This is a genomic window from Roseateles sp. FW305-36, from assembly GCF_058787015.1.
On record NZ_JBYSZK010000013.1, the window covers coordinates 91,530 to 113,837 of the forward strand.

At 68.3% G+C, this 22,308-nt stretch carries 18 protein-coding genes; 9 read left to right on the plus strand and 9 right to left on the minus strand.

Features of this window, described 5'->3' with window-relative positions:
- Window positions 1–20 precede the first annotated feature (20 nt).
- The 5 genes from AC3WOE_RS21940 to AC3WOE_RS21960 are packed head-to-tail and all read left to right on the plus strand — an operon-like array spanning window position 21 to window position 6,276.
- Window positions 21–2,657: a 4Fe-4S binding protein gene (locus tag AC3WOE_RS21940; protein ID WP_492693513.1), complete on the plus strand. Its 2,637-nt coding sequence runs from the start codon at window positions 21–23 to the stop codon at window positions 2,655–2,657.
- On the plus strand, window positions 2,654–3,961 hold the full coding sequence (locus AC3WOE_RS21945; protein WP_492693514.1) for a nitrous oxide reductase family maturation protein NosD: 1,308 nt from the start codon (window positions 2,654–2,656) through the stop codon (window positions 3,959–3,961). The genes AC3WOE_RS21940 and AC3WOE_RS21945 overlap by 4 nt, the downstream gene beginning before the upstream one ends.
- Entirely contained in the window at window positions 3,942–4,886 is a 945-nt protein-coding gene (locus AC3WOE_RS21950; protein WP_492693515.1) for an ABC transporter ATP-binding protein, read from the plus strand. Before AC3WOE_RS21945 ends, AC3WOE_RS21950 begins: the two co-directional genes overlap by 20 nt.
- Window positions 4,883–5,734, plus strand: coding sequence for an ABC transporter permease (locus AC3WOE_RS21955; RefSeq protein ID WP_492693516.1), 852 nt, complete (start codon window positions 4,883–4,885; stop codon window positions 5,732–5,734). The genes AC3WOE_RS21950 and AC3WOE_RS21955 overlap by 4 nt, the downstream gene beginning before the upstream one ends.
- Window positions 5,731–6,276, plus strand: a complete 546-nt coding sequence (locus AC3WOE_RS21960; RefSeq protein ID WP_492693517.1) for a nitrous oxide reductase accessory protein NosL — start codon at window positions 5,731–5,733, stop codon at window positions 6,274–6,276. The genes AC3WOE_RS21955 and AC3WOE_RS21960 overlap by 4 nt, the downstream gene beginning before the upstream one ends.
- A 10-nt stretch (window positions 6,277–6,286) precedes the next feature.
- Here the strand turns inward: AC3WOE_RS21960 and AC3WOE_RS21965 are convergent, their stop codons facing one another.
- From AC3WOE_RS21965 to AC3WOE_RS21980, 4 genes are all read right to left on the minus strand, one after another.
- A complete protein-coding gene (locus AC3WOE_RS21965) occupies window positions 6,287–6,871 on the minus strand; it encodes a GNAT family N-acetyltransferase (protein WP_492693518.1) in 585 nt (194 codons plus the stop codon).
- On the minus strand, window positions 6,868–8,145 hold the full coding sequence (locus tag AC3WOE_RS21970) for an MFS transporter (protein WP_492693520.1): 1,278 nt from the start codon (window positions 8,143–8,145) through the stop codon (window positions 6,868–6,870). The genes AC3WOE_RS21965 and AC3WOE_RS21970 overlap by 4 nt, the downstream gene beginning before the upstream one ends.
- Window positions 8,146–8,291: 146 nt before the next feature.
- The gene (locus AC3WOE_RS21975) at window positions 8,292–8,666 is read right to left on the minus strand and encodes a PPC domain-containing DNA-binding protein (protein ID WP_492693522.1); all 375 of its coding nucleotides are present in this window, start codon (window positions 8,664–8,666) and stop codon (window positions 8,292–8,294) included.
- Between the two features lie 2 nt (window positions 8,667–8,668).
- Window positions 8,669–10,273 carry a gamma-glutamyltransferase family protein gene (locus tag AC3WOE_RS21980; protein ID WP_492693523.1) on the minus strand — a complete coding sequence of 535 codons (1,605 nt, stop codon included), beginning with the start codon at window positions 10,271–10,273 and terminating at the stop codon, window positions 8,669–8,671.
- A 124-nt stretch (window positions 10,274–10,397) separates the two neighbouring features.
- On the opposite strand from AC3WOE_RS21980, the gene AC3WOE_RS21985 reads away from it, so the two are divergent.
- Entirely contained in the window at window positions 10,398–10,742 is a 345-nt protein-coding gene (locus AC3WOE_RS21985; RefSeq protein ID WP_492693525.1) for a hypothetical protein, read from the plus strand.
- A gap of 59 nt (window positions 10,743–10,801) precedes the next feature.
- Here the strand turns inward: AC3WOE_RS21985 and sppA are convergent, their stop codons facing one another.
- The 5 genes from sppA to AC3WOE_RS22010 all read right to left on the minus strand — a co-directional run bounded on the left by sppA (window position 10,802) and on the right by AC3WOE_RS22010 (window position 15,212).
- A complete protein-coding gene (sppA, locus tag AC3WOE_RS21990; protein WP_492693526.1) occupies window positions 10,802–11,803 on the minus strand; it encodes a signal peptide peptidase SppA in 1,002 nt (333 codons plus the stop codon).
- 1 nt (window position 11,804) lies between these two features.
- Window positions 11,805–12,191, minus strand: a complete 387-nt coding sequence (locus AC3WOE_RS21995; protein ID WP_492693527.1) for a Rieske (2Fe-2S) protein — start codon at window positions 12,189–12,191, stop codon at window positions 11,805–11,807.
- Window positions 12,184–12,849, minus strand: coding sequence for an HAD family hydrolase (locus AC3WOE_RS22000; protein WP_492693528.1), 666 nt, complete (start codon window positions 12,847–12,849; stop codon window positions 12,184–12,186). The genes AC3WOE_RS21995 and AC3WOE_RS22000 overlap by 8 nt, the downstream gene beginning before the upstream one ends.
- Before the next feature lie 39 nt (window positions 12,850–12,888).
- Window positions 12,889–14,130, minus strand: a complete 1,242-nt coding sequence (locus tag AC3WOE_RS22005) for a hypothetical protein (RefSeq protein ID WP_492693530.1) — start codon at window positions 14,128–14,130, stop codon at window positions 12,889–12,891.
- A gap of 80 nt (window positions 14,131–14,210) precedes the next feature.
- A complete protein-coding gene (locus AC3WOE_RS22010) occupies window positions 14,211–15,212 on the minus strand; it encodes an RluA family pseudouridine synthase (protein WP_492693532.1) in 1,002 nt (333 codons plus the stop codon).
- Between the two features lie 619 nt (window positions 15,213–15,831).
- On the opposite strand from AC3WOE_RS22010, the gene AC3WOE_RS22015 reads away from it, so the two are divergent.
- The 3 genes from AC3WOE_RS22015 to AC3WOE_RS22025 all read left to right on the plus strand — a co-directional run bounded on the left by AC3WOE_RS22015 (window position 15,832) and on the right by AC3WOE_RS22025 (window position 22,194).
- A complete protein-coding gene (locus tag AC3WOE_RS22015; RefSeq protein WP_492693533.1) occupies window positions 15,832–18,768 on the plus strand; it encodes an Rne/Rng family ribonuclease in 2,937 nt (978 codons plus the stop codon).
- An 88-nt stretch (window positions 18,769–18,856) separates the two neighbouring features.
- Window positions 18,857–20,407: a POT-type proton-dependent oligopeptide transporter gene (locus tag AC3WOE_RS22020; protein WP_492693535.1), complete on the plus strand. Its 1,551-nt coding sequence runs from the start codon at window positions 18,857–18,859 to the stop codon at window positions 20,405–20,407.
- Between the two features lie 59 nt (window positions 20,408–20,466).
- The gene (locus AC3WOE_RS22025; RefSeq protein WP_492693536.1) at window positions 20,467–22,194 is read left to right on the plus strand and encodes a COG3904 family protein; all 1,728 of its coding nucleotides are present in this window, start codon (window positions 20,467–20,469) and stop codon (window positions 22,192–22,194) included.
- Window positions 22,195–22,308: the final 114 nt, after the last annotated feature.

The window sequence follows — 22,308 nt, forward strand, 5'->3', positions numbered from 1 at the left end:
GGCGGAAGACGAGAACTCAGATGACGTTTTTGGAACGACTTGCCGCGGCCTGCCTCCGGGCGCTGGCCGCGGTTTTTTTTCTGGCGGCTGCGCTCGCGCAGGCCGCACCCGCGCATCTGGCCTACGAGGCCGAGCTGCCGGCCGACCTCGCCACCGCGCCCGACCTGTGCGCGCTGCTGCCCTGCAAGGAGGTCTTTCCCGGCGCCGCCAGCTTCTCGCCGCGCAAGGGCCAGCCGCCCTATGTCGAGGCCTACGGTCCGGCCGCTGCCGGCGGGCCCAAGCCCGCGCTACTGGGCTACGTCATGCTGTCCACCGACATCACCGACACGCCGGCCTACTCCGGCAAGCCGGTGGTCACGCTGATCGGCATGGACACCACCGGGCGCTATGTCGGCGTCAAGGTGCTCAAACACTCCGAGCCCATCCTGCTGCTGGGCATTCCCGAGACGGCCCTGGTCAAGTTCAACGATCAGTACCTGGGCAAGTCGGTCAAGGACCAGATCGAGGTCGGCCCCTCGCGCCCGGACGAGAACGTGCTGGGCGTGGATGCCATCTCGGGCGCCACCGTCACCGTCGTGGCACAGAACCAGGTGATGCAGCTCTCGGGCAGCGCCGTGGCGCGCCAGGTCGGCATCATCGAACCCACCGTGCGCGACCGCGCGCGCTGGCAGGAAGCCGGGCGCCGCTACCGCTGGAGCGAGCTGCAGGCCCTGGGCGCCGTGCAGCAGCTGCGCGTGCGGCCCGAGCAGGTGGGCCTGCCGCCGTCCAACGAACCCTTCATCGAACTGTGGTTCGGCGACCTCAACCACCCCGACCTGGGCCGCAGCCTGCTGGGCGACAACGGCTACGCCAGCCTGCGCTCGCGCCTGAAGGACGGCGAGCAGGCCTTCTTCATCGTGCGCAGCGCCGGCGCCGAGTCCTTCAAGGGCTCGGGCTTCGTGCGCGGCGGCATCTACGACCGCGTGCAGGTCAAGCAGGGCGCCGACGCCTTCACCTTCCGTGACCTCGACGCCGTCAACCTCTATGGCCTGGAAGCCGAAGGCGCGCCGTCCTATACCGAATCGGCGATCTTCATCATCCGGTCGCCCAGCTTCTCGGCCGCCTACCCGTGGAAGCTGGCCTTCCTGGGCAACCGCGTCGACCAGGCCACCGGACACCGCAGCTTCGCCGTTTTCGAGAGCAAGTACTGGTTGCCGGACCTGCTGCTGCAGGGCGGCCGTCCCCAGGTCGTGGAGCCCGATGCGCCGTGGCAGCGCATCTGGAAGAGCCAGGCGCTGAAGATCGCGCTCTTCACCGCGCTGCTGGTGGGCGTGGCGGTGGTTTATGCGCTGCGCGAGCGGCTCACACGGCGCTCCACGCACAAGAACAAGTGGCCGGTCAACGCGTTCAAGTACAGCGCCTGGGCGCTGTCCGCCGTGTTCGTCGGCTTCGGGCTGATGGCCCAGCCGTCCATCACGCAGGTGCTCACCTGGTTCCACAGTCTGCTGTTCCAGTGGACGTGGTCGCTGTTCCTGACCGATCCGTTCATCTTCGTGTTCTGGATCTTCATCATCGTCACCGTCTTCCTGTTCGGTCGCGGCCTGTTCTGCGGCTGGATGTGCCCGTTCGGCTCGCTGTCGGAAGCGATCTACAAGATCGCGCGCAGGCTCGGCCTCAAGCGCTGGCAGAAGCCCGTGCCGCAGGCCGTGCACGACAAGCTGAAGTGGCTGAAGTACGCGATCTTCTTCGGCCTGCTGGCCGTGTCCATGTTCGACATGGGCCGAGCCGAGATGCTGGCCGAGGTGGAGCCGTTCAAGACCACCTTCCTCGTCGGCATCTTCAACCGTGCCTGGCCCTACGGCCTGTTCGTCGCCGCGCTGCTGGGGCTGTCCATCTTCATCGAGCGTCCCTACTGCAAATACCTGTGCCCGCTGGGCGCTTCGCTGGCCATGCCCAGCACCTTCCGCTGGTTCGGCCTGAAGCGCAAGCAGGACTGCAACAGCTGCAAGGCCTGCGCCGTGGGCTGCGGCGCCCAGGCCATCGACGCGGCCGGCCGCATCGACCACCGCGAGTGCCTGCACTGCCTGGACTGCATGGTGCTCTACACCGACGACAAGGGCTGCCCGCCGCTGGCCAAGGAGCGCAAGCGCCGCGAGCGCGACGGCCTGCTCATCACGCCCATCGGCCGCGACGGCTATTACATCCCCATCGACGCCGTGCCCGCCATCTCGCCCAAGGCCGCGCAAGGCCCGGACCCGCGCATGCCCACCGACCCGGCCCAGCCCTACGCCGCCCGCGGCGCCGCGACCGCCTGGCAGGTGTTGCTGCTGGAGATCCGCGATCACCTGTGGCCCTGGAGCCGCGAAGGCTGGAAGAGCCAGCGCGCGCTGCAGGTGGCCGGCATATCCCTGGCCGTGGCCGCCAGCCTGGCCTGGCTGCTGGCCGCGCAGGGCAAGCTGTCGTCCGCCGCCATCATCGGCTGGTGGTTCGGCTGGAGCGTCTACGAGGTGCTGATCCGCATGAGCGGCCGCCGCTACGTGAAGGACGGCCCCTGGTGGCGTGCCAACTACCGCGTCGCCGGCTGGATGGACATGCTCAGCTACGTGGGCTTCAAGAACCTGCTGATCGGTGCCGCCTTCTTCCTGGCCCTCAAGTCGCTGGGATGGTTGCCGGCATGAAACCTCCCGGAGCGAAACTGCCGCGACTGCTGGCCCTGGCCCTGCTGACCCTGGGCTTCAGCGCCCAGGCCACCCATGCTGCCACTTGGCGCGTGCATCCCGGCGAGGCCATCCAGGCTGCCATCGCGCACGCCGAGCCCGGCGACGTGCTGGAGATCGAACGCGGCCGCTACGACGAGAACCTGCGCATCGACAAGCCGTTGACGCTGCGCGGCATCGGTCGCCCGACGATCAGCGGCAGCCAGCGCGGCGACACCCTTCGCGTGGCGGCCCCGGACGTGACCATCGAAGGCCTGATCGTGCGCGACTCGGGCCACGAGCTGAAGTCCCAGCATGCCGGCATCTACATCCAGCCCGGCAGCCACCGCGCCGTGGTGCAGCACTGTGACCTGACCTACAACCTCTTCGGCCTGTGGATAGAGAAGGCCAACGACGTGCACGTCGAGCACAACCTGATCACCGGCCTGCGCGACTTCAACTCCTCGCAGCGCGGCAACGGCATCCAGCTCTACAACACCCAGGGCGCCCGCATCGTCGGCAACAACATCAGCTTTGTGCGCGACGCCCTCTACGTGGACGTCTCCCACCACGCCGAGTTCCGCGCCAACAAGCTGCACCACAGCCGCTACGGCACGCACTACATGAACTCCTACTACAACCTGTGGGAGGACAACGAGAGCTACCTCAACCGCGGCGGCCTGGCGCTGATGGAAGTGCGCAACCAGACCGTGCGGCGCAACCGCACCTGGGGCAACAGCGACTTCGGCATCATGCTGCGCACGCTGCAGGACTCGGTGATCGAGGACAACATCGTCGCCGGCAACAACCGCGGCTTCTTCATCTACGACGTCGAGTACGCGACGCTGCGCGGCAACCTGGTGGTGGACAACCACGTCGGCGTGCACCTCTCGGCCGGCTCCACGCGCAACGTGGTGCAGCGCAACGACTTCATCGCCAACCGCGAGCAGGTGCGCTACATCGGCGCCCGCGACGAGCGCTGGGGCGATGCCGGCGACAGCGCGCATGGGCAGGGCGACGGCAACCACTGGGACAACTACCTCGGCTGGGACCGCAACGGCGACGGCCTGGGCGACGTGCCCTACGAGGCCAACGAGCTGGTGGACCGCCTGCAGTGGCGCTACCCCGGCGTCAAGCTGCTGATGGGCAGCCCGGCCGTGCAGGCGCTGCGCCTGCTGGGCCAGCAGTTCCCGGTGCTGCGCGTGCCCAGCGTCGTGGACGCCCATCCGGCCATGCGGCCGCAACACAAGAACTGGAGCGAATGGCGTGACAAGCAATTCCGTTGATGCCCCGCCGGCGCTGCGCCTGAAGGGCGTGGCCAAGCACTACGGCCGCCGTGGCGCGCCGCTCAAGGCACTGGACGGCGTGGACCTCACGGTGCCGCGCGGCCAGCTCCTCGGCCTGATCGGCCACAACGGCGCCGGCAAGAGCACGCTGTTCAAGCTGGTACTGGGCCTCATCGCGCCCAGCCAGGGCCAGTTGTGGGTGGACGGCTGCGAGGTCGGCGGCCGCAACTTCCGCGAGGCGCGCCGCCGCCTGGGCTACCTGCCCGAGAACCTGGTGCTCTACGACAACCTCGACGGCCTGGAGACGCTGCGCTTTTTCGCTCGCCTCAAGGGCGCGCCGCTGGCGCAATGCGCGCCGCTGCTCGAGGAGGTGGGCCTGAGCCACGCCGGCCGCCGGCCGGTGCGCGAGTACTCCAAAGGCATGCGCCAGCGCCTGGGCTTTGCGCAGGCCCTGCTCGGCGAGCCCCAACTGCTGCTGCTGGACGAACCCACCACCGGCCTGGACCCAGCCGCCATCCGCGACTTCTATGCCCAGCTCGACCGCCTGCGCGCACGCGGCGTCACGCTGGTCATCAGCTCGCACATCCTGGCCGAACTGGAGCAGCGCGTCGATGCGCTGGCCATGCTCTGCGACGGCCGGCTGTGCGCCCACGGCACGGTCGGCGCGCTGCGCGAGCGCTCCACGCGCCCGCTGCACCTGCGCCTGGAAGCCGAGGCCACGGTGCTCGACACGCTGTCTGCCCGGCTCGCCGGCCTGACGGGCGTGAGCTGGCAACGCGACGGCGCGCAACAGGCCAGCCTCGACTGCCCGCGTGCACTCAAGATGCCGCTGCTGCAGCAGCTCGCCGCCCAGCCGCTGACGGACCTGCGGCTTCAGGAGCCGACGCTGGAAGACCTCTACTTCGAGCTGCGGGAGGCTGCATGAAGGACGGACTGCAAGCCCGCCAGATCGCCGCCGTGGCGGCTAAGGAGTTCAGCGACCGGCTGCGCAACCGCTGGGTGCTGGCCGTGGCCATCGTGTTCACGGTGTTCTCGCTGGCCATCACCTACTTCGGTGGCGCAGCCCAGGGCCAGATCGGCCCGCGCTCCATCGAGGCCACCATCGCCAGCCTGGTCTCGCTGGTCATCTACCTGATCCCGCTGATCGCGCTGCTGCTGGGCTTCGACGCCGTCGTCGGCGAGCGCGAGCGCGGCTCGCTGGACCTGCTGCTGGCCCTGCCCATCACGCGGCTGGAACTGCTGCTGGGCAAATACCTGGGCCTGGCCGCGGCGCTGGCCCTGTCCACTCTCGCCGGCTTTGCGCTGGTGGCGGCCCTGCTGTGGCAGCGCTTCGGTGCGGCGGGGCTGTACCACTACGGCGGCTTTGTCGCCAGCTCGGTGCTGCTGGGCCTGGCCTTCCTGAGCCTGGCCCTACTGCTCTCCGTGCTGGCCCGCGACCGCACCCGCGCCTCGGGCCTGGCCATCGCGCTGTGGTTCGCGTTGGTGCTGGTGTTCGACCTGCTGCTGCTGGGCCTGCTGGTGGCTACCGGCGGAGAACTAGGCGGCGAGCTGGGCGGTGTGCTCAGCGGCGACGGCTTCGCCTACCTGTTGCTGCTCAATCCCGCGGACGTGTTCCGCATCCTCAACGTGTTCTCGCTGGACGACATGGCGCGCCTGTACGGCCTCGCCAGCGTCGTGCCGCCTGCGCTGGGCAACCCCTGGCTCATGGGCGGCGCGATGCTGGCCTGGATAGGCGCGCCGCTGGCCCTGGCGGGTTGGAGATTCAAGCCATGACCCTGGGTTCCTTCCATCCCACCCGCCGCGGCCTGCTCTGCGGCTGCGCCGCCCTCGCCGCCGTGGGCCTCGCCGGCTGCGGCCGCAAGGACGCGGGCGACGAAGCCGCCAAGCCGCGCGAGATCGCCGCGCAGTCCAGCTGCTCGCTGGACGGCATGCTGCTGTCCGACTACCCCGGGCCCAAGGGCCAGATCCTCTACAAGGGCAGCAGCGAGGTGGCCTGGTTCTGCGACAGCATGGAGCTGCTCTCCACGCTGCTCAAGCCCGAGCAGGTGCGCCCGCTGCTGGCCGCCCATGTGCAGGACATGGCCAAGGCCGACTGGGACAAGCCCGTCGGGCACTGGATCGATGCGCGCCAGGCCGTCTACGTGCTCGGCAGCAAGCGCCATGGCTCCATGGGCCCCACGGCCGGCAGCTTCGCCGACGAAGCCGGCGCCCAGGCTTTCGCGCAGCAGTGGGGCGGGCGCGTGCTGCGCTACGCCGAGATCAAGCCCGACATGGTCGACCTCAGCGGCGGCGCGCTGCACGACAGCCGCATGTGATGGCTAAGGGCTAGGCTATGCGCGAGTAGACGCAGGTGTCGCGCGGATGGCCGTCGACGCCCAGGGCCTCGTTGCGCAGGATGCCTTCCAGCTCGAAGCCACTGCGCTCAGCCACCGCGCGGCTCTTCGCATTGCGCGGGTCGCAGCGGATCTCGACCCGCCGCGCCGCCAGCTTGTCGAAGGCCATGACGGTCAGCAGCTTCACCGCTTCGCTGACATGGCCCTGGCCGGCAGCCTCGGGGCGGATCCAGTAGCCGATCTCGAAGCGCCGCACCGTCCAGTCCATGCGGTGCAGGCCGGTACCGCCGAGCAGGCGACCGGGGCTGCCGTCAGGCTTGCGGGCATAGATCTGGAAACACAGGTCGCGGCGCGCGATGAAGTCGGCCTGCATCTTGCGCACGACGGTTTCGGAGATCTCCGCCGTCGGCGCTTCCTGGGCCCAAGGCATCCACGGCCGCAGGTGCGACAGCGACTGCGTGATGACGACGGCGAACTCGGCGCCCAGGCCCGGGTGCGGCGCCAGCAGCACCGTGCGCTCGCCGTCCAGGCGCTCGGGGACGTCGAGGAGGACGGGATCGATGGGCTTGTTGCTCATGCGGTCACCACCTCCACCGGCTTGGGCAGCTCACGCACGCCCCGGATGACGGGGTGGCGCCAGGCCATGACCGCCAGCAGGCAGGCGCCGACACCCGAGAAGGCCAGGGCCGAACGCAGGCCCATATGCTCGCCCAGCCAGCCGCCGATGAGGGCACCGGGACCGGCGGGCAGCAGGATGAGCCAGCGCATGGTGCTGGTCATGCGGCCCAGCATGGGCGCGGGCGTGACGGCCTGGCGCAGCGACAGGAAGTTGATGAAGATCAGCACGGCGCCGACGCCGAAGGCGAACAGCATCAGGCCGAAGCTGACGACACCCAGATGACCCGTCGGCGCCAGCGCCAGCTGCAACCAGCCGACGCCGCAGGCCGCATAGCCCAGCACCAGGCAGGGCCCCGGCCCGATGCGGCGGCTGATGCGGTGGCCGAAGATGCTGGCCAGCACGGTGCCGGCGCCCAGGGCGATATAGGACGCTCCCACGGTCTGCGGGCTCAGCTGCAGCTCGCGCGTGGCGAACAGGATCTGCACGACCAGGGCCGCGTTGTGAAAGAGCTGCCAGCCGCCGGTGGCCGTGGCAAGACTGACCAGCAGCTTCTGCGAGCGCACGAAGCTCAAGCCCTCCTTCAGCGAGGCCCAGAAGGCGCCGCGCGTGGCCGACAGCTGCTCCTTGACGCGGATGCCGCGCAGGATGAGGGCGGAGGCCAGCAGCGCGAACGCGTCCACGGCCAGGGCCAGGGGCGCGCCGAGCAGCTTGATCAATACGCCGGCCAGGCCGGGTCCGACGACTTCGGCGCCCGAGCCGGCCAGCGCGTTCTTGGCATGGGCCTCGACCAGGCGCTCACGCGGCACCACCTGGGTCAGCACGATCTGCGCGGCACTGCCCGCCGTCGTGTGCACCGTGCCGAGCACGAAGCCGACGACATAGAGCCAGCCCATGCTCAGGGCACCCATCCAGGCCGCCAGCGGCACGGAGGCCACCGCGAAGGCGAGCAGGGTCTCGCCGGCCACATAGACCGGCAGTTTGCGCATGCGGTCCAGCAGCACGCCCGAGGGCAGGGAGAACAAGACGAAGGGCAGGATCTCCATGGCCTGCAGCAGGCCCATCTGGGTGGGACTGGCATTGAGCAGCACGGCCGCCGTCAGCGGCAGGGCCAGCATGGTGACCTGGCCGCCCAGCGACGAGATAAGGATGGACGACCACAGCCGCCGATAGACCGCATCGCGCAGCAGGTCGCCGGGCGCGAGGGTGAAAAACTGGATCAGACGAGACCACATGGCTAGGCTCAACTCAGGATCACTCGACACGCGGGCAGCGCCCGCGCGGACAAAGCAACGCGCTAGAGCGCGGTCAGTCGAGGTCGAGGAGCTTGGTCATGCAGCGCATGCTAGCAGCGCAGGCCGGCGGCGTCTCGTGCCAAGCGTCATAGGTGACGAATCACCAATTCCGCATAGCCCGTCGCCGGATCGAAGGCGCGGGACAGCGAGCCCGTCTGCAGCGGCGCGACCAGCAGCTCGGCCGTCGTGTGCACCTCGCAGCCAGCACAGACATGACCGCCGAGCACGCGCCCCGAGGCGTCGGACAGGCTGGCGTGAAGGTGGGCGCCATCCGGCGTCAGGCTGCCGCTCAGCGTCAGGATCTCCAGCGGCCCTTCGATGCGCGTCGGCCCCGGTTCACCGGCGAAGCGCAGCTGTGCATGGGCCAGGCTGCCGATGCCGGCGACGACAAAGCCGGTGCGCGCCAAGGCTTCCAGCGCGCCGCGGAGGTCGGCGCCCGGGTTCAGGCGCAGCGCTTCCATGCTCACCAGCCCACGGCCGCACCGTCGCGGCGCGGGTCACTGGCGGCCACATAGCCCTCGACACCTGGATCGCCCAGGCGCCAGATGAACTGGCCGGCGCCGAAGTCCTGGTAGCTGTCGTGGATGTCGCCGATCTCGTGGCCGCGCGCGTGCAGGGCTTCGATGGTGGCCGCAGGCATGTGCGGCTCGACATTGATCGACAGGCCTTCGTTGAAGCGCCAGCGCGGCGCGTCGCAGGCGGCCTGGGGGTTCTGGCCATGGCTCAGCATGCGCACCAGGGTCTGCAGATGGCCTTGCGGCTGCATGTTTCCGCCCATGACGCCGAAGCTCATGACGGGCGCGCCGTCCTTCGTCAGGAAGGCAGGAATGATGGTGTGGAAGGGCCGCTTGCCCGGCGCGACCTGGTTGGGATGGCCGGCTTCGAGCGTGAAGCAGTGGCCACGGTTCTGCAGGCTGACGCCGTAGCCCGGCAGCACCAGGCCCGAACCGAAGCCCATGTAATTGCTCTGGATGAAGCTGACCATCATTCCCGACTCGTCGGCCGCGGTCAGGTAGATGGTGCCGCCCTTGATCGGGTTGCCGGCGCCGAAGACCTGGGCGCGCTTGGGGTCGATGAGCTTGGCGCGCGAGGCGAGGTAGCCGGGGTCGAGCAACTGCGCCGCGCTGACCGGCATGGCGCTGGGCTCGGCAACATAGCGGTAGACGTCGGCGAAGGCGAGCTTCATGGCCTCGATCATCAGATGCTGGGCTTGCGGGCTGTCGACGGCATGCGCCTTCACGTCCCAATGCTCGAGCAGGCCAAGCGCCATTTGCGCCGCGATGCCCTGGCCGTTGGGCGGGATCTCGTGCAGGGTGTGGCCGGCAAAGTCCTTGGCCAGCGGTGTGACCCATTCGGGCTGGTAGCTTGCAAGATCGGCTTCGGTCAACGCCCCACCGGTCTCGCGCGCGAAGCGGGCCAGGGCCGCCGCGATCTCGCCGCGATAGAAGGCCTCGCCCTTGGATTCGGCAATCAGCTTCAGGCTGCGCGCCGCATCGGCGAAACGGAACAGCTCACCGACCTCGGGCGCGCGGCCCTGCGGCAGGAAGGCCTGCGCAAAGCCTGGCTGCGAGCTGAGCTCGCTCAAGGCCGAGGCCATGGCCCACTTGCCTTGCACGATGGGTGGCACCGCGTAGCCACGCTCGGCGATCTCGATGGCCGGCTGCATCAGGTCGGCGAACGGCAGCTTGCCGAAGCGCTCGCTCAGGGCCATCCAGCCGCCGACGGCGCCGGGCACCGTCACCGAGCCCCAGCCGCGCTTGGGCATGACCTGACCCCCAAAGAACTCCGGCGTCCATGCCGCCGGCGCGGGACCCGAGGCATTGAGGCCATGCAATTGCCGGCCATCCCACAGGATGCAGAAAGCATCGGAGCCGAGGCCATTGCTGCAGGGCTCGACGAGCGTCATGCAGGCCGCGGCGGCTATTGCCCCATCGACCGCATTGCCACCCACCTGCAGCACGCGCAGCCCGGCCTGGGCCGCGAGCGGATGCGAGGTCGAGACGATGTTGCGCGCGAACAGCGGGCTGCGGCGGCTGGGATAGCCCGCCTTCCAGTCGAAGGTATTCATGAGAGTGGATTCTGGCCGTTGTAAGGCTTTGCAACCGGGTCAACGCGGCGCTTCGAGGCGTCGTTGTGGTCACAAGCTGTCGACAAGCCGAACCGAAATCTCAAACCACCCTGGAGCCCTCAAGATGAACACGCTGAAGACCACCATCGCCACCGCCCTCATCACGCTCGTCTCGGGCGTGGCCCTGGCGCAGAACCCGACCCCGGCTGCGACCCCCGCCCCGGCTGCTGCCGCGAAGACCGCTGCCACCACCACCGTGGCCCAGGCCGCGACGCCGGCTCCGGCCGCGACCCCGGCCGCCAAGCCCGCTCCCGCCGCTGCAACGACGACCACTGCGGCTCCCGCAGCTGCCGCCGCCCCGGCTGAAGCCGCCAGCAGCGCCAAGCACGCCGGCAAGCATCATGGCAAGAAGCATGTCGCGGCCGCCAAGACCGACATGCCCGCCAAGACCGAGACCAAGACGCAGTAAGCGCATCAGCGCTCCGCGCAAGGCCGCAGCTCGCAAGGGCTGCGGCCTTTTCTATTGCTTCAACGGATCGGGCTCATTTCCTTCAGCGCCTTCACGGCGCCGGCGCCCATGGCGGCGCCAAAGCGCTTGGCCAGGCGCTCCGCGACGTTGTCGCGCGGCGTGTAGTCGATGACATCCTCGGCCTTCACGACCTCTCGGGCCACGTAGTCGAGGTTGCCGAAGTGGTCGGCCAGGCCGAGCTTGACGGCCTGCTCGCCGTTCCAGAACAGGCCCGAGAAGACCTCGGGCGTTTCCTTCAGGCGCTTGCCGCGGCCTTCGCGCACGACGGCGATGAACTGCTGGTGGATCTGGTCCAGCATCGCCTGGGCATAGCCGCGCTGTTTGGCCGTCAGCGGGCTGAACGGGTCCAGCATGCCCTTGTTCTCGCCGGCCGTCAGCAGGCGGCGCTCGACGCCGACCTTGTCCATCAGGCCGGTGAAGCCGAAGCCGTCCATCAGCACGCCGATGGAACCAACGACCGAGGCCTTGTCGACATAGATCTCGTCGGCCGCCGCGGCGATGTAGTAGGCGCCCGAGGCGCAGATCTCCTCGACGACGGCATAGACAGGCTTGTCGTACTGCTTCTTCAGCCGCTTGATCTCGTCATAGACGATGCCGGCCTGCACCGGGCTGCCGCCGGGCGAGTTGATGCGAAGCACGACGGCCTGGGCCGCGTCGTCCTTGAAGGCGTCCTTCAGCGCGGCCAGCAGCAGCTCGGCGCTGGCCTCGGTGTCGGCGGCAATCTCGCCGCGCACCTCGACGAGGGCGGTGTGAGGTGCCGTCGTCGGCGAGACATGCTTACCCTGCAGCCACAGGCTGTAGACCAGCAGGCCGATCAGCGTCAGCCAGAACAGCCGGAACACGGTGCGCCAGCGCCTCTCGACACGCTTTTCCTGCAGGAACTCGCGTGCGAGCTGGGCGAGCAGAGCCTCATGCTGAGGCGCCACGATGGGTGGCGGCGCGGGCACGCCCACGGGCTCTTGCATGGGAGGCGGCAGGGAATCGTCGGAGGTGCTGCTCATGTCAATCTTCAAAAGCGGGTTTGGTGTCGCGCGTGGGGTGCCAGAAAACTTCACCGTCGCGCTCGGTCAGCTCGATCTTGGTCAGGCGCCCGCGGTTGCAGGGGCCCATCAGGCATTGGCCGGTCAGCGGGTCGTAGACGGCGCCATGGATGCTGCACATGATGTAGCGCTTGTCATGGTCCAGGAACTCGCCTTCCTGCCAGTCCATCTCGGTGGGCACATGGGCGCAGCGGTTCAGATAGGCCACGGCCCGGCCGTCGAAGCGCAGCGCGAAGGCACGCACATGCTCGCGCCACTGGATGACGTCGAAGCTGACGGCCTTGCCGCGCTCTTCCAGCTCGGAGGAGGCGCACAGGCGCTGCGGCGGCTTGACCTCTTGCTCAAGCATGTTGCAACAGCCAGTCGTGCAGCTCGCGCGTGGAGTGGGCGACGAACAGCGGCTTGTGCTCGGCAAAAGTCTCGTGGTCGTGGGCGCCGAAGCTGACGCCCACGCTGGGCACGCCGGCGTTGGATGCCAGCAGCAAGTCATGCGTGGTGTCGCCGATCATCAACGTGCGCTCGGGCTCGACCCCGAATTCGCGCATCAGCTCGTTGAGCATCTGTGGATGCGGCTTGGAGCGCGTCTCGTCGGCCGTGCGCGTGCCGTCGAACATCTTCGTCAGCTCGGCATGGGCCAGCACCCGGTCCAGGCCCACGCGGTTCTTGCCAGTGGCCACAGCCAGCCAGTGGTGGCGGGCCTTGAGGGCCTGCAGCATCTCCAGCGTGCCCTCGAACAGCGCCACCTCGTGCTCGGACGCCAGATAGTGGTGGCGGTAGCGCAGGCCCAGCTCGCCATAGCGGTCGTGCGACAGGCCTGGCACCACGTGCTCCAGCGCATCGCGCAGGCCCAGACCGATGACGTATTTGGCGCGCTCGAACTCTGGCTCGGGCTCGCCGATGTCGACGGCGGCACGCTGGATGCAGCGCGCGATCAGCGCAGTGGAATCGAACAGGGTGCCGTCCCAGTCGAAGGCAATCAGGTCGAAGCGTTGGGGGCGGGTGGTCATGGAGGGATTGTCAGCTGTCAGCCTTTTCGCCTTCTGCAGTCAACGGCTCTCGACGCGGCGAAAGCGCAATTGCTGACCTGGCACTGGCTCCAACCGGCATGGCTGACGAATACCTTCGACAGCCGGCTCGGTGAATAGCCGAACTGAGAGTGCGTCATGCGCAACCCCCGACCCCACCAGGACGTGCCAGATGCTCTCGTAGCGCGCTGCCGAATCGTCCGGATCCACGCAAAAAGCTTCGCTCAGAACGACAGCGACCGGATCGCAGGCGTTGGGAAGGCCTCGCATGTACCTTGGCTGATACGGGACCGTGGCCCCACGCGCCCAATCGGCGAAATGTGGTCTCCACTGATCAAACTGCTCCTGATCTACGCCCGCGGCCTCAAACGCTTGTGCGACGAAGCAGGCCTTGGCCGGCCCGGCAGCGTCGATAAGCCTATCGAACGCGTCGAGTTGGCCGCGCCGGCTCGCCGTGTAAAACAGCCAGTGCGGTCCTGGCCCGCCCGCGATCATGGGCTGCTCTCCAAAGTTCGTCATCAACCCGGGCTCGAGCAGCCGCCGCTCGATCACCGGCCAAGGCAGCCCACTGTTGGCCATCTCGTGCGCATATCCGCCTCGTTCTTCGAGAGTCAACGCCGCAAGCTCCCAGCGCCGTTGGAATCGCTCGACATCAGGATCCTCCGCTTTCGCCCACAGGTGAAGCAGCCACCCGCGCCGAGTTTCTATTCCAACCCTTTCCAAGGCTTGATCAGCCAACCAGTGAAACAGCTCGGTGTGTCGAGTACACCCTTGCGCTTCACCGCAGAGCGCCGCAATCGCCATCGGCATCGCAAGTAGGTCCCTTCCCCGGCCGGACAGCCGCTGCCAAAAGGCCGGTGGCGTAGGTGTGGCGCCGTCGACGTAACGCCCCATCTCTTCGGCCCACGCAAATAAGATTGAGCCTTCTCGCAGATAGCACCACACATCATCCGCAGCACCCGCGTCCGCCCACAGCGCATCGCGATGCCGAGGCCGAGCCCTTGCGGACGTGCGCAATGGCTTCAACTCAACAGCCAGCTTCAACCCAAGCCGCCCTAGCCGCTCGCGAACGACTGACAGCCGGCGCTTCGTCAGCGCCATGTCTGCGTTCTTGGCAGGCCATACGTGCACGGCCAGTTCGTTCGTCGGGCACTGCGCAGCCCGCACCGCCAACTCGTCCAACGCCGCAAAACCATCGCGCGTCAGCCGGTCCGTCCGAGCCTCGAATCGCAAGGGAATCGGATCGGGCGGCATGATGGACATGGCGGCAACCGGCGAGCCCCCGACAGCCGCCATGGCAACGACAGCGACTCGACTCAGCCACTGAACCACCCAGCGCAAGTTCATCTGGCCGCTCTAACAAGGTCCAGGCAAGCTGCAGGCAGCGGCGCGTCACAAGTGACCGTTTCACCAGTCGCCGGATGCTGAAACTGCAATCGCCGCGCGTGGAGGAACATCCGATCGAACTTGGTCGCTCCTCGCGCCAGTTCGCGGTTGCGCTCGAAGTCACCGTACTTGGGATCGCCGACGATCGAATGCCCGGCCTGCTGCAGATGGACGCGGATCTGGTGGGTGCGCCCGGTCTTGATGGTCACGTCCAGCAGGCTGAACTGCGGCGTGCGCTGCACAACCTTGATCAGGCTGATGGAGCGTTTGGCGTCTTCCTCACCTTCCTTGCCCGGGCGCACCCAGCGCTCGCCGTCGCTGCCGACGAACTTCACCAGCGGCACGTCGATGACCTTGAGCTTGGCCGGCCAGTCACCCCAGACCAGGGCCGCATAGGTCTTGCCGGTCTCGCGCTCGCGCAGCTGGTCCTGCAGGTTGACCAGGGCGCTGCGCTTCTTGGCGATCATCAGCAGGCCCGAGGTTTCCTTGTCGAGGCGATGCACCAGTTCCAGGAACTTGGCCGTCGGTCGCGAGCGGCGCAGGGCCTCGATGACGCCATAGCTGACGCCCGAGCCGCCGTGCACGGCGACGCCGGCCGGCTTGTCGATGACGAGCAGGTGTTCGTCCTCGAAGATGATGGGGAATTCGCGTGCCGGCGCGGCAGGGGCTTCGGCCTTCTCGGGCACCCGCACCGGCGGGATGCGCACCTCGTCGCCGATTTCCAGCCGGGTGTCGGCCTGGGCCCGGCCCTTGTTGACCCGCACTTCCCCCGCGCGGATGACACGATAGACATGGGTCTTGGGGACACCCTTGAGCTCGCGCAGTAGAAAATTGTCCAGGCGCTGGCCGGCCGATCCGTCGTCCACGATGACGCGCCGGACTGCGGGTTTGTCCGTACTCACGGCGGCCGCCGACCCCGTGGCAGGGGCGGTATTGCCTGCCCCTATAATCCTTTTCACCACGTTGCTGCCGTAAGTGTTTGATTCTTTTGATTTTAGCGGCGGTAACGCGGGGCTCGAAGGGCTTGCCCCTCGAACCACAACAGGCGATGCAACGCATCCTGCAGCCGACAGGCAGTTTCCCCAAGTGAGACGGCGGTTGGCGACACGGTGTGGCAGAGCGATGACACCCGGAACCCACCGGCCTCTCTTCAACGGCCTTGAAGCCCAAAGAGATCCGGTTGCCGAACAAGGTTTTCAAGGTGCGAGAAAGCGCGGCCTGATTCAACGACCAGGCCACAACAGCTCGCACCAGCGTCCAGCCCTCCTTCGCGGATGAGCCCTTTCCTCCCCCACCCGCTGCGCCCCGCCGCGCGACCCCAGCCAGAAGCTGCGGTGGTCGCCTGGCCCGGCGCGCTCGCGTTGTTCACGCGCGGCTGGGTCGAGGCAGGGCTTCCTCGTGACATGACGGCCTGGTCGCATGCGCCAACGCCGCTCGGCGTCTGACCCCGCGTCAGAAACCCGAGCGGTCCAGGGCACTCCTTCCACGGTTCCACGCTGTCGCTCGTGCGTCTTGAACGCCACCTTTCGAGGTGGCATGACGTGACGCGTTCCTGCACGGGACGCGAGGAGTGATGACATGAAACGCATGCTGATCAATGCGACGCAGCCGGAAGAGCGGCGCCTCGCGATCGTTGATGGCCAGAAGCTGCTGGACTTCGAGACCGAAATCGAAGGCCGCGAGCAGCGCAAGGGCAATATCTACAAGGCCGTCGTGACGCGGGTCGAGCCCTCGCTCGAAGCCTGCTTCGTCGACTACGGCGAGGACCGCCACGGCTTCCTGCCCTTCAAGGAAATCTCGCGCCAGTTCTTCCGCGAAGGCACCGACGTCAAGAACGCGACCATCAAGGACGCGATCAAGGAAGGCCAAGAACTGCTGGTCCAGGTCGAGAAGGAAGAGCGCGGCAACAAGGGCGCCGCCCTGACGACCTTCGTGTCGCTGGCCGGCCGCTACCTCGTGCTGATGCCCAACAACCCGCGCGGCGGTGGCGTTTCGCGCCGCATCGAGGGCGAGGACCGCGAGGAGCTGAAAGAAAACCTCGACCAGCTCGAGTACCCCAAGGGCATGTCCCTGATCGCCCGCACCGCCGGCATTGGCCGCTCGGCGCCGGAGCTGCAGTGGGACTTGAACTACATGCTCAAGCTCTGGACCGCGATCGACGACGCGGCCAAGGGCGGCAAGGGCGCCTACCTGATCTACCAGGAATCCAGCCTGGTGATCCGCGCCATCCGCGACTACTTCACGTCCGACATCGGCGAGATCCTGATCGACACGGACGACCTGTTCGAGCAGGCCCACCAGTTCATGAACCACGTGATGCCCGACCAGGGCCATCGCGTGAAGCGCTACCGTGACGACGCGCCGCTGTTCAGCCGCTTCCAGATCGAACACCAGATCGAGACGGCCTTCAGCCGCACGGTGAACCTGCCCTCGGGCGGCGCCATCGTCATCGACCACACCGAAGCCCTCGTCTCCGTCGACGTCAACTCCGCCCGCTCCACCCGCGGCGGCGACATCGAAGAGACCGCCACGCGCACCAACCTCGAAGCGGCCGACGAAATCGCCCGCCAGATGCGCCTGCGCGACCTCGGCGGCCTCATCGTCGTCGACTTCATCGACATGGAGGAGAGCAAGAACCGCCGCGACGTCGAGCAGCGCCTGCGCGACGCCCTGCGCCAGGACCGCGCCCGCGTGCAGTTCGCCTCCATCAGCAAGTTCGGCCTGCTGGAAATGAGCCGCCAGCGCCTGCGCCCGGCCCTGAGCGAAGGCAACCACATCACCTGCCCGCGCTGCAACGGCACCGGCCACATCCGCGACACCGAGTCCAGCGCGCTGCAGATCCTGCGCATGGTCCAGGAAGAGGCCATGAAGGACAACACCGCCGCCGTGCACGTGCAGGTGCCGGTGGAAGTGACCTCCTTCCTGCTGAACGAGAAGCGCACCGAGATCACCAAGATCGAGCTCAAGCAGCGCGTCACCGTGCTGCTGGTGCCCAACAAGCACCTCGAGACGCCGAACTACAAGCTGGAGCGCCTGCGCCACGACGACCCGCGTCTGGAAAACCTGCAGGCCAGCTACACGATGATCGAGGAGCCGGACGACGAGGTGGGCATCACCCGCCGCGACGCCGGCGAAAAGAAGAACAAGCAGGAGCCCGTCATCAAGGGCATCCTGCCCGAGCAGCCGGCGCCGCTGCCGGCACCGGCGCCCGTCGTGGCGCCCCCGCCGCCGGCTCCGATCGTGGCTCCGCCCCCGCCGGCTCCGCAGGCCCAGGGCTTCTTCAGCCGCCTGTTCAGCTTCTTCGGCGGCGGCACGCCCGCCCCGGCGCCCGTGGCAGCCGTCGAAGCCAAGGCCGCAACACCGGCCACGACCGACAAGCCCAAGCGTGAAGGCGGCCGTGACGGCCGTCGCGACGGTGGCCGCCGTGGCGAACGCGGTGAGCGTGGTGAGCGCGGTGAACGTGGCAACGAACAGCGCGGCCAGGGTGGCCGCCGCGACGGCAAGTCCGGCGAGGGTCGTGGCGAGCGCGGTGAACGCGGCGACCGTGGTGACCGCAACAAGCGCACCGAAGCTGGCGGCGACAAGCCCGAGCAGCAGCAGCGTCCGGAGCGCGGTGAGCGTGCCGAGCGCGGTGATCGCGGTGGTGAACGTGGTGAGCGCCAGGAACGTGGTGAGCGCCAGGAACGTGGCGAGCGCCGCCCGCGTGGCGAGCGCCAGGAACGCCCGGCCGCCGAGACCATCGCCGCCCTTCCGATTGCCGCTCCACTGAGCGATGACCTGGCCGCTGTCCATGACGCTCCGCCCGCCTTCGTCGACAGCCAGGCCGAAGCCGCCCTGCCCCCGACCGGAGACACGCCGGTCGGTGAAGAGCGCCAGGGCCGTGGCCGCCGCCGCCGCCGTGGTGGTCGCGACCGTGACGACCAGGCCGCCGCTAACGTCGACGGCAGCACAGAAGCTGGCGCCGAAGCACCCGCTGAAGGCAATGAAGCTGCTGCAGCCGAGGCGGCTCCGGTCGCCGAAGGTGATGACGCCGGCGAAGGCCATGGCCGTGACGGCCGTCGCCGCGGCGGTCGCAACCGCAATCGCAACCGCCGTGAGGAAGGTGGCGTCGAAGGCCAGGAGACCGCCGCTGCCGGCGAGGTCGCCGCGGCCGACGTGGCTGCCCCGGTGCAGAGCTCGCTGATCGAGGACGCGATGGCCAGCGCGGCCGCTCCGGCGCCGGCACCGGCCCCTGTGGTGGCCCCGCCGCCGCCCGCCCCGGCTCCCGCACCGGTCGTCGAGGTCTTCAAGCTGCCCATGGGCGAGCTGCAGGCCATCGCCGAAGGCGCCGGCCTGCAATGGGTCAACTCCGACGCCGACAAGATCGCTGCCGTCCAGGCCGCCATCGCCGCCGAGCCCGCGCCGACTGCGCTGGGCCGCGAGCCGGCAGCCGTCGTCATCGTCGACGAAGGCCCGCTGGTGCTCGTGGAAACCCGCAAGGATCTGAGCCAGGTGAAGCTGCCTTTCGAGGCATGATCCACACAGGCTGACAAGCTCCCCCTGAACGCCGCCGGCCACAAGCCGCGCGGCGTTTTCAATTGATGCGCAACTCCCAAGGCCACGCATGACCACGACCACCGCGAACACCCACGCGCCCACCGCGGCGGCCAAGATGCCGCCCCAGATCCCCTACATCATCGGCAACGAAGGATGTGAGCGCTTTAGCTTCTACGGCATGCGCAACATCCTGACGGTCTTCATGATGACCAGCCTGCTGCTGGCCATCCCCGAAGACCTGCGCAAGGCCGAGGCCAAGGAGGTCTTCCACACCTTCGTCATCGGCGTCTATTTCTTCCCGCTGCTGGGCGGCTGGCTGGCCGACCGCTTCTTCGGCAAGTACCCAACCATCTTCTGGTTCAGCGTCATCTACTGCGCCGGCCACGCCTGCCTGGCCCTGTTCGACGACAACATCCGCGGCTTCTATTTCGGCCTGTTCCTGATCTCGCTGGGCTCGGGCGGCATCAAGCCGCTGGTCAGCTCCTTCGTCGGTGATCAGTTCGACAAGCGCAATCAGTCGCTGGCCCAGAAGGTCTACGACGCCTTCTACTGGATCATCAACTTCGGCAGCTTCTTCGCGTCGCTGCTGATGCCCGTCATCTTGAAGGCCTATGGCGCCAGCGTGGCCTTCGCCCTGCCCGGCCTGCTGATGCTGGCCGCCACCCTCATCCTGTGGAGCGGCCGCCGCCAATACGTCCACCAGCCGGCGCGCGGCGCCAACCCGCACAGCTTCCTGAAGGTGGTCTGGACGTCGCTGAAGGCCGGTGGCACGGGCGCGGCTGTCGCGGCCGTCGGCGTCGTCGGCGCCTGCTACGCGCTGAGCCGCTACGACGGCCTAGGCCTGGTGCCGGCCGTCTGCCTGGCCCTGGTGCTGGTGATGGGCTTTGGCGGCGTCGGCGCCGCCATGCAGCTGGAGCGCGCCCGTGCCGTGCATCCGGACGAGGCCGTGGACGGCGTGCGTGCGGTGCTGCGCGTGCTGGTGCTGTTCGCCCTCGTCACGCCGTTCTGGTCGCTGTTCGACCAGAAGGCCTCGACCTGGGTGCTGCAGGCCGACCAGATGGCCAAGCCCAGCTGGTTCCAGTCGTCCATGATGCAGGCGCTGAACCCGGCGCTGGTGATGATCCTCATCCCCTTCAACAACCTGGTGCTCTATCCGGCGCTGGGCCGCATGGGCCTGAAGGTGACGGCGCTGCGCCGCATGGGTGCGGGTATCGCTCTGGCGGGCGTGGCCTGGATCTTTGCCGGCATGCTGCAGCTGTGGCTGGACGCTGGCCAGACGGTCAGCATCGTCTGGCAGATGCTGCCCTATGTCGCGCTGACCCTCGGCGAGGTGCTGGTCTCGGCCACCGGCCTGGAGTTCGCCTACAGCCAGGCTCCGCTGTCCATGAAGGGCACCATCATGAGCTTCTGGAGCCTGTCGGTGACCATCGGCAACCTGTGGGTGCTGCTGTCCAACGTCAGCGTGAAGAGCCCGGCGGCCCTAGAAGCGATCAAGTCCACCGGCTACAGTGAGACGGCCTGCCTGATGTTCTTCTTCGCCGGCTTCGCGCTGGTGGCGGCCATGCTGTTCGCCCTGGTCGCACGACGCTATCCGATGCAGGACAACTACCGGATTTGACGACTCGCCGTGAATAGCCACCTTGGTTTCGGCGTCGGGGTCAGTAAGCTGCGCCGGCCATGACTGACGCACGCTCCCCCCGCCCCTACGTCGATCCCACCCAGGTCGACCACGACCTGCCGCGCCTTCCGGCCCAGCCGGCGCCAGAACCCGCCGCCTGGCAGCAGGCCTCGAACCGCACACGCCCCGCCGCCACGGCCAGCACGGCGGGCACGACCAGCCCGGCTCCCAAGCCCAAGCGACAGCCGGTGGTGCGGGAATCGCGGCGGGGCTATTTCGCCCGCCACTGGCATGGCGAGATGAGCCTGGTGCGCAGCTACTGGGTCAACAACATCCTGGTGGCCACGCCGCTGGCCTTGCTGCTGACCGGCCTGATGACCTGGATCAGCGTCAAGGGCGACTCCCTGCAGATCAGTGCCATCGTGCTGCTGCTGGGCGTGCCGATGCTGATGTCGCTGGATGTCTGGTGCATCGTCGGCGGCTGGCGCTCCGCGGCCCAATACCTTCGCGAGGACGGCTCCGCGCTGTGGGGCTGGCTGGCGCGCCTGACGCTGGCCCTGGGTGCCCTGCAATTGCTGGCTTCCATCGTCTTCGGCTTCCTGCCCCGCGTGGGCGAGTACTGGTCCATGGCCCGCGGCGTCGATCCGCTGGGGCAGGCCAAGTTCACCATCTCCCCCGACGGCCGCAGCCTCAAGCTGGAAGGGGTCATCGGCATGGGCGACGGCGAGCGCCTGCGCCGGCTGCTGGACAGCGAGGCCGCCCACGAGCTCAAGCGCGTGGAATTGGTCTCGCCGGGCGGGCGCGTGCGTGAAGCCGAGCGTATGGCCTCGGCGATGAAGGCGCACGGCCACGCCAGCCGCGCGGTGGGCACCTGTGCCAGCGCCTGTACGCTGGTCTTCCTGGCCGGCCAGCCGCGTCATCTCGCGCCGGCGGGCGAGCTGGGCTTTCACCGCGCCTCCACCGGCACCTACAACCCGGTGTTCGAGGAGCTTGCCAACCAGCAGCTGGCCAAGACCTACACCGAGCTGGGCCTGCCCCAGCCCATGATCGACAAGACGCTGCGCACGCCGTCGCGCAGCATGTGGTTCGTGCCGCGCGAGGAGCTGCTCACCTATTCGCTGATCGCGCCGCCGCCCCGCACGCTGGCCATCCCGCTGCCGGATGCCAAGGCCAAGCCGACCGATCTCAATGACGCGCTGCACATGCACCCGGTCTGGGAGGCCCTGGACCAGCGCATGCCCGGCACCGTAGACGAAGTCGCCCAGCGCATGTGGGAGGCCCGCGCGGCCGGCGCCACCGACGCGGAGGTGCAGGCCCTGGCGCTGCCGACCCTGGCGCGCCAGATGCCGGTCCTGATCACCGGCACCGACCCCATCCTGCGCCGCCGCTACGCGCAGCTGGTCGCCGAGCAGCTGAAGGCCCTGCGCGCGGCCGCCGGCACTGGCACGGGCGTCTGCCGCGATTTGCTCGATGGCCGGCTGAGCGCGCGCCCGCACTTGCCGGAGGAGCTGCAGGCCCAGGAAGCCCAGTGGATCCGCGAAGCCGCCGAGGGCACGCCACCGCGCCGCCAGACCAAGCCGCCCAGCGCCATCGAGATGGAAGTGCTGGCGCGCTCGGTGGGGCCGACCGCCCTGGGCATGCTGTCGCACCTGTGGGCCGACATCCCGGACGCCACCAAGCCCGGTCCCAGCTGCGACCCCGCGATCGCGATGCTGGACCGCCTGCAGGCCCAGCCGCCGGCCCGCCGCGACCTCGCCACGCGACTGCTCTTCGAAGCATCGCGCTGATCAGGAACGCATAAGTCCGCTCGGGTGAAATTACCCAGGCGGGCTCACGCCGACCTGGCTCCCGCTCCTTCTACGATGCCGCCCGGCTGCCAGCCCGGCGGCTTTTTCTGGAGT

Excerpts from the sequence above, each read along its gene's own strand:
- AC3WOE_RS21940 (WP_492693513.1), top strand. The coding sequence starts at position 21 with ATGACGTTTTTGGAACGACTTGCCGCGGCCTGCCTCCGGGCGCTGGCC.
- AC3WOE_RS21945 (WP_492693514.1), top strand. The coding sequence starts at position 2,654 with ATGAAACCTCCCGGAGCGAAACTGCCGCGACTGCTGGCCCTGGCCCTG.
- AC3WOE_RS21955 (WP_492693516.1), top strand. The coding sequence starts at position 4,883 with ATGAAGGACGGACTGCAAGCCCGCCAGATCGCCGCCGTGGCGGCTAAG.
- AC3WOE_RS21960 (WP_492693517.1), top strand. The coding sequence starts at position 5,731 with ATGACCCTGGGTTCCTTCCATCCCACCCGCCGCGGCCTGCTCTGCGGC.
- AC3WOE_RS21965 (WP_492693518.1), bottom strand. The coding sequence starts at position 6,871 with ATGAGCAACAAGCCCATCGATCCCGTCCTCCTCGACGTCCCCGAGCGC.
- AC3WOE_RS21970 (WP_492693520.1), bottom strand. The coding sequence starts at position 8,145 with ATGTGGTCTCGTCTGATCCAGTTTTTCACCCTCGCGCCCGGCGACCTG.
- AC3WOE_RS21975 (WP_492693522.1), bottom strand. The coding sequence starts at position 8,666 with ATGGAAGCGCTGCGCCTGAACCCGGGCGCCGACCTCCGCGGCGCGCTG.
- AC3WOE_RS21980 (WP_492693523.1), bottom strand. The coding sequence starts at position 10,273 with ATGAATACCTTCGACTGGAAGGCGGGCTATCCCAGCCGCCGCAGCCCG.
- AC3WOE_RS21985 (WP_492693525.1), top strand. The coding sequence starts at position 10,398 with ATGAACACGCTGAAGACCACCATCGCCACCGCCCTCATCACGCTCGTC.
- sppA (WP_492693526.1), bottom strand. The coding sequence starts at position 11,803 with ATGAGCAGCACCTCCGACGATTCCCTGCCGCCTCCCATGCAAGAGCCC.
- AC3WOE_RS21995 (WP_492693527.1), bottom strand. The coding sequence starts at position 12,191 with ATGCTTGAGCAAGAGGTCAAGCCGCCGCAGCGCCTGTGCGCCTCCTCC.
- AC3WOE_RS22000 (WP_492693528.1), bottom strand. The coding sequence starts at position 12,849 with ATGACCACCCGCCCCCAACGCTTCGACCTGATTGCCTTCGACTGGGAC.
- AC3WOE_RS22005 (WP_492693530.1), bottom strand. The coding sequence starts at position 14,130 with ATGTCCATCATGCCGCCCGATCCGATTCCCTTGCGATTCGAGGCTCGG.
- AC3WOE_RS22015 (WP_492693533.1), top strand. The coding sequence starts at position 15,832 with ATGAAACGCATGCTGATCAATGCGACGCAGCCGGAAGAGCGGCGCCTC.
- AC3WOE_RS22020 (WP_492693535.1), top strand. The coding sequence starts at position 18,857 with ATGACCACGACCACCGCGAACACCCACGCGCCCACCGCGGCGGCCAAG.
- AC3WOE_RS22025 (WP_492693536.1), top strand. The coding sequence starts at position 20,467 with ATGACTGACGCACGCTCCCCCCGCCCCTACGTCGATCCCACCCAGGTC.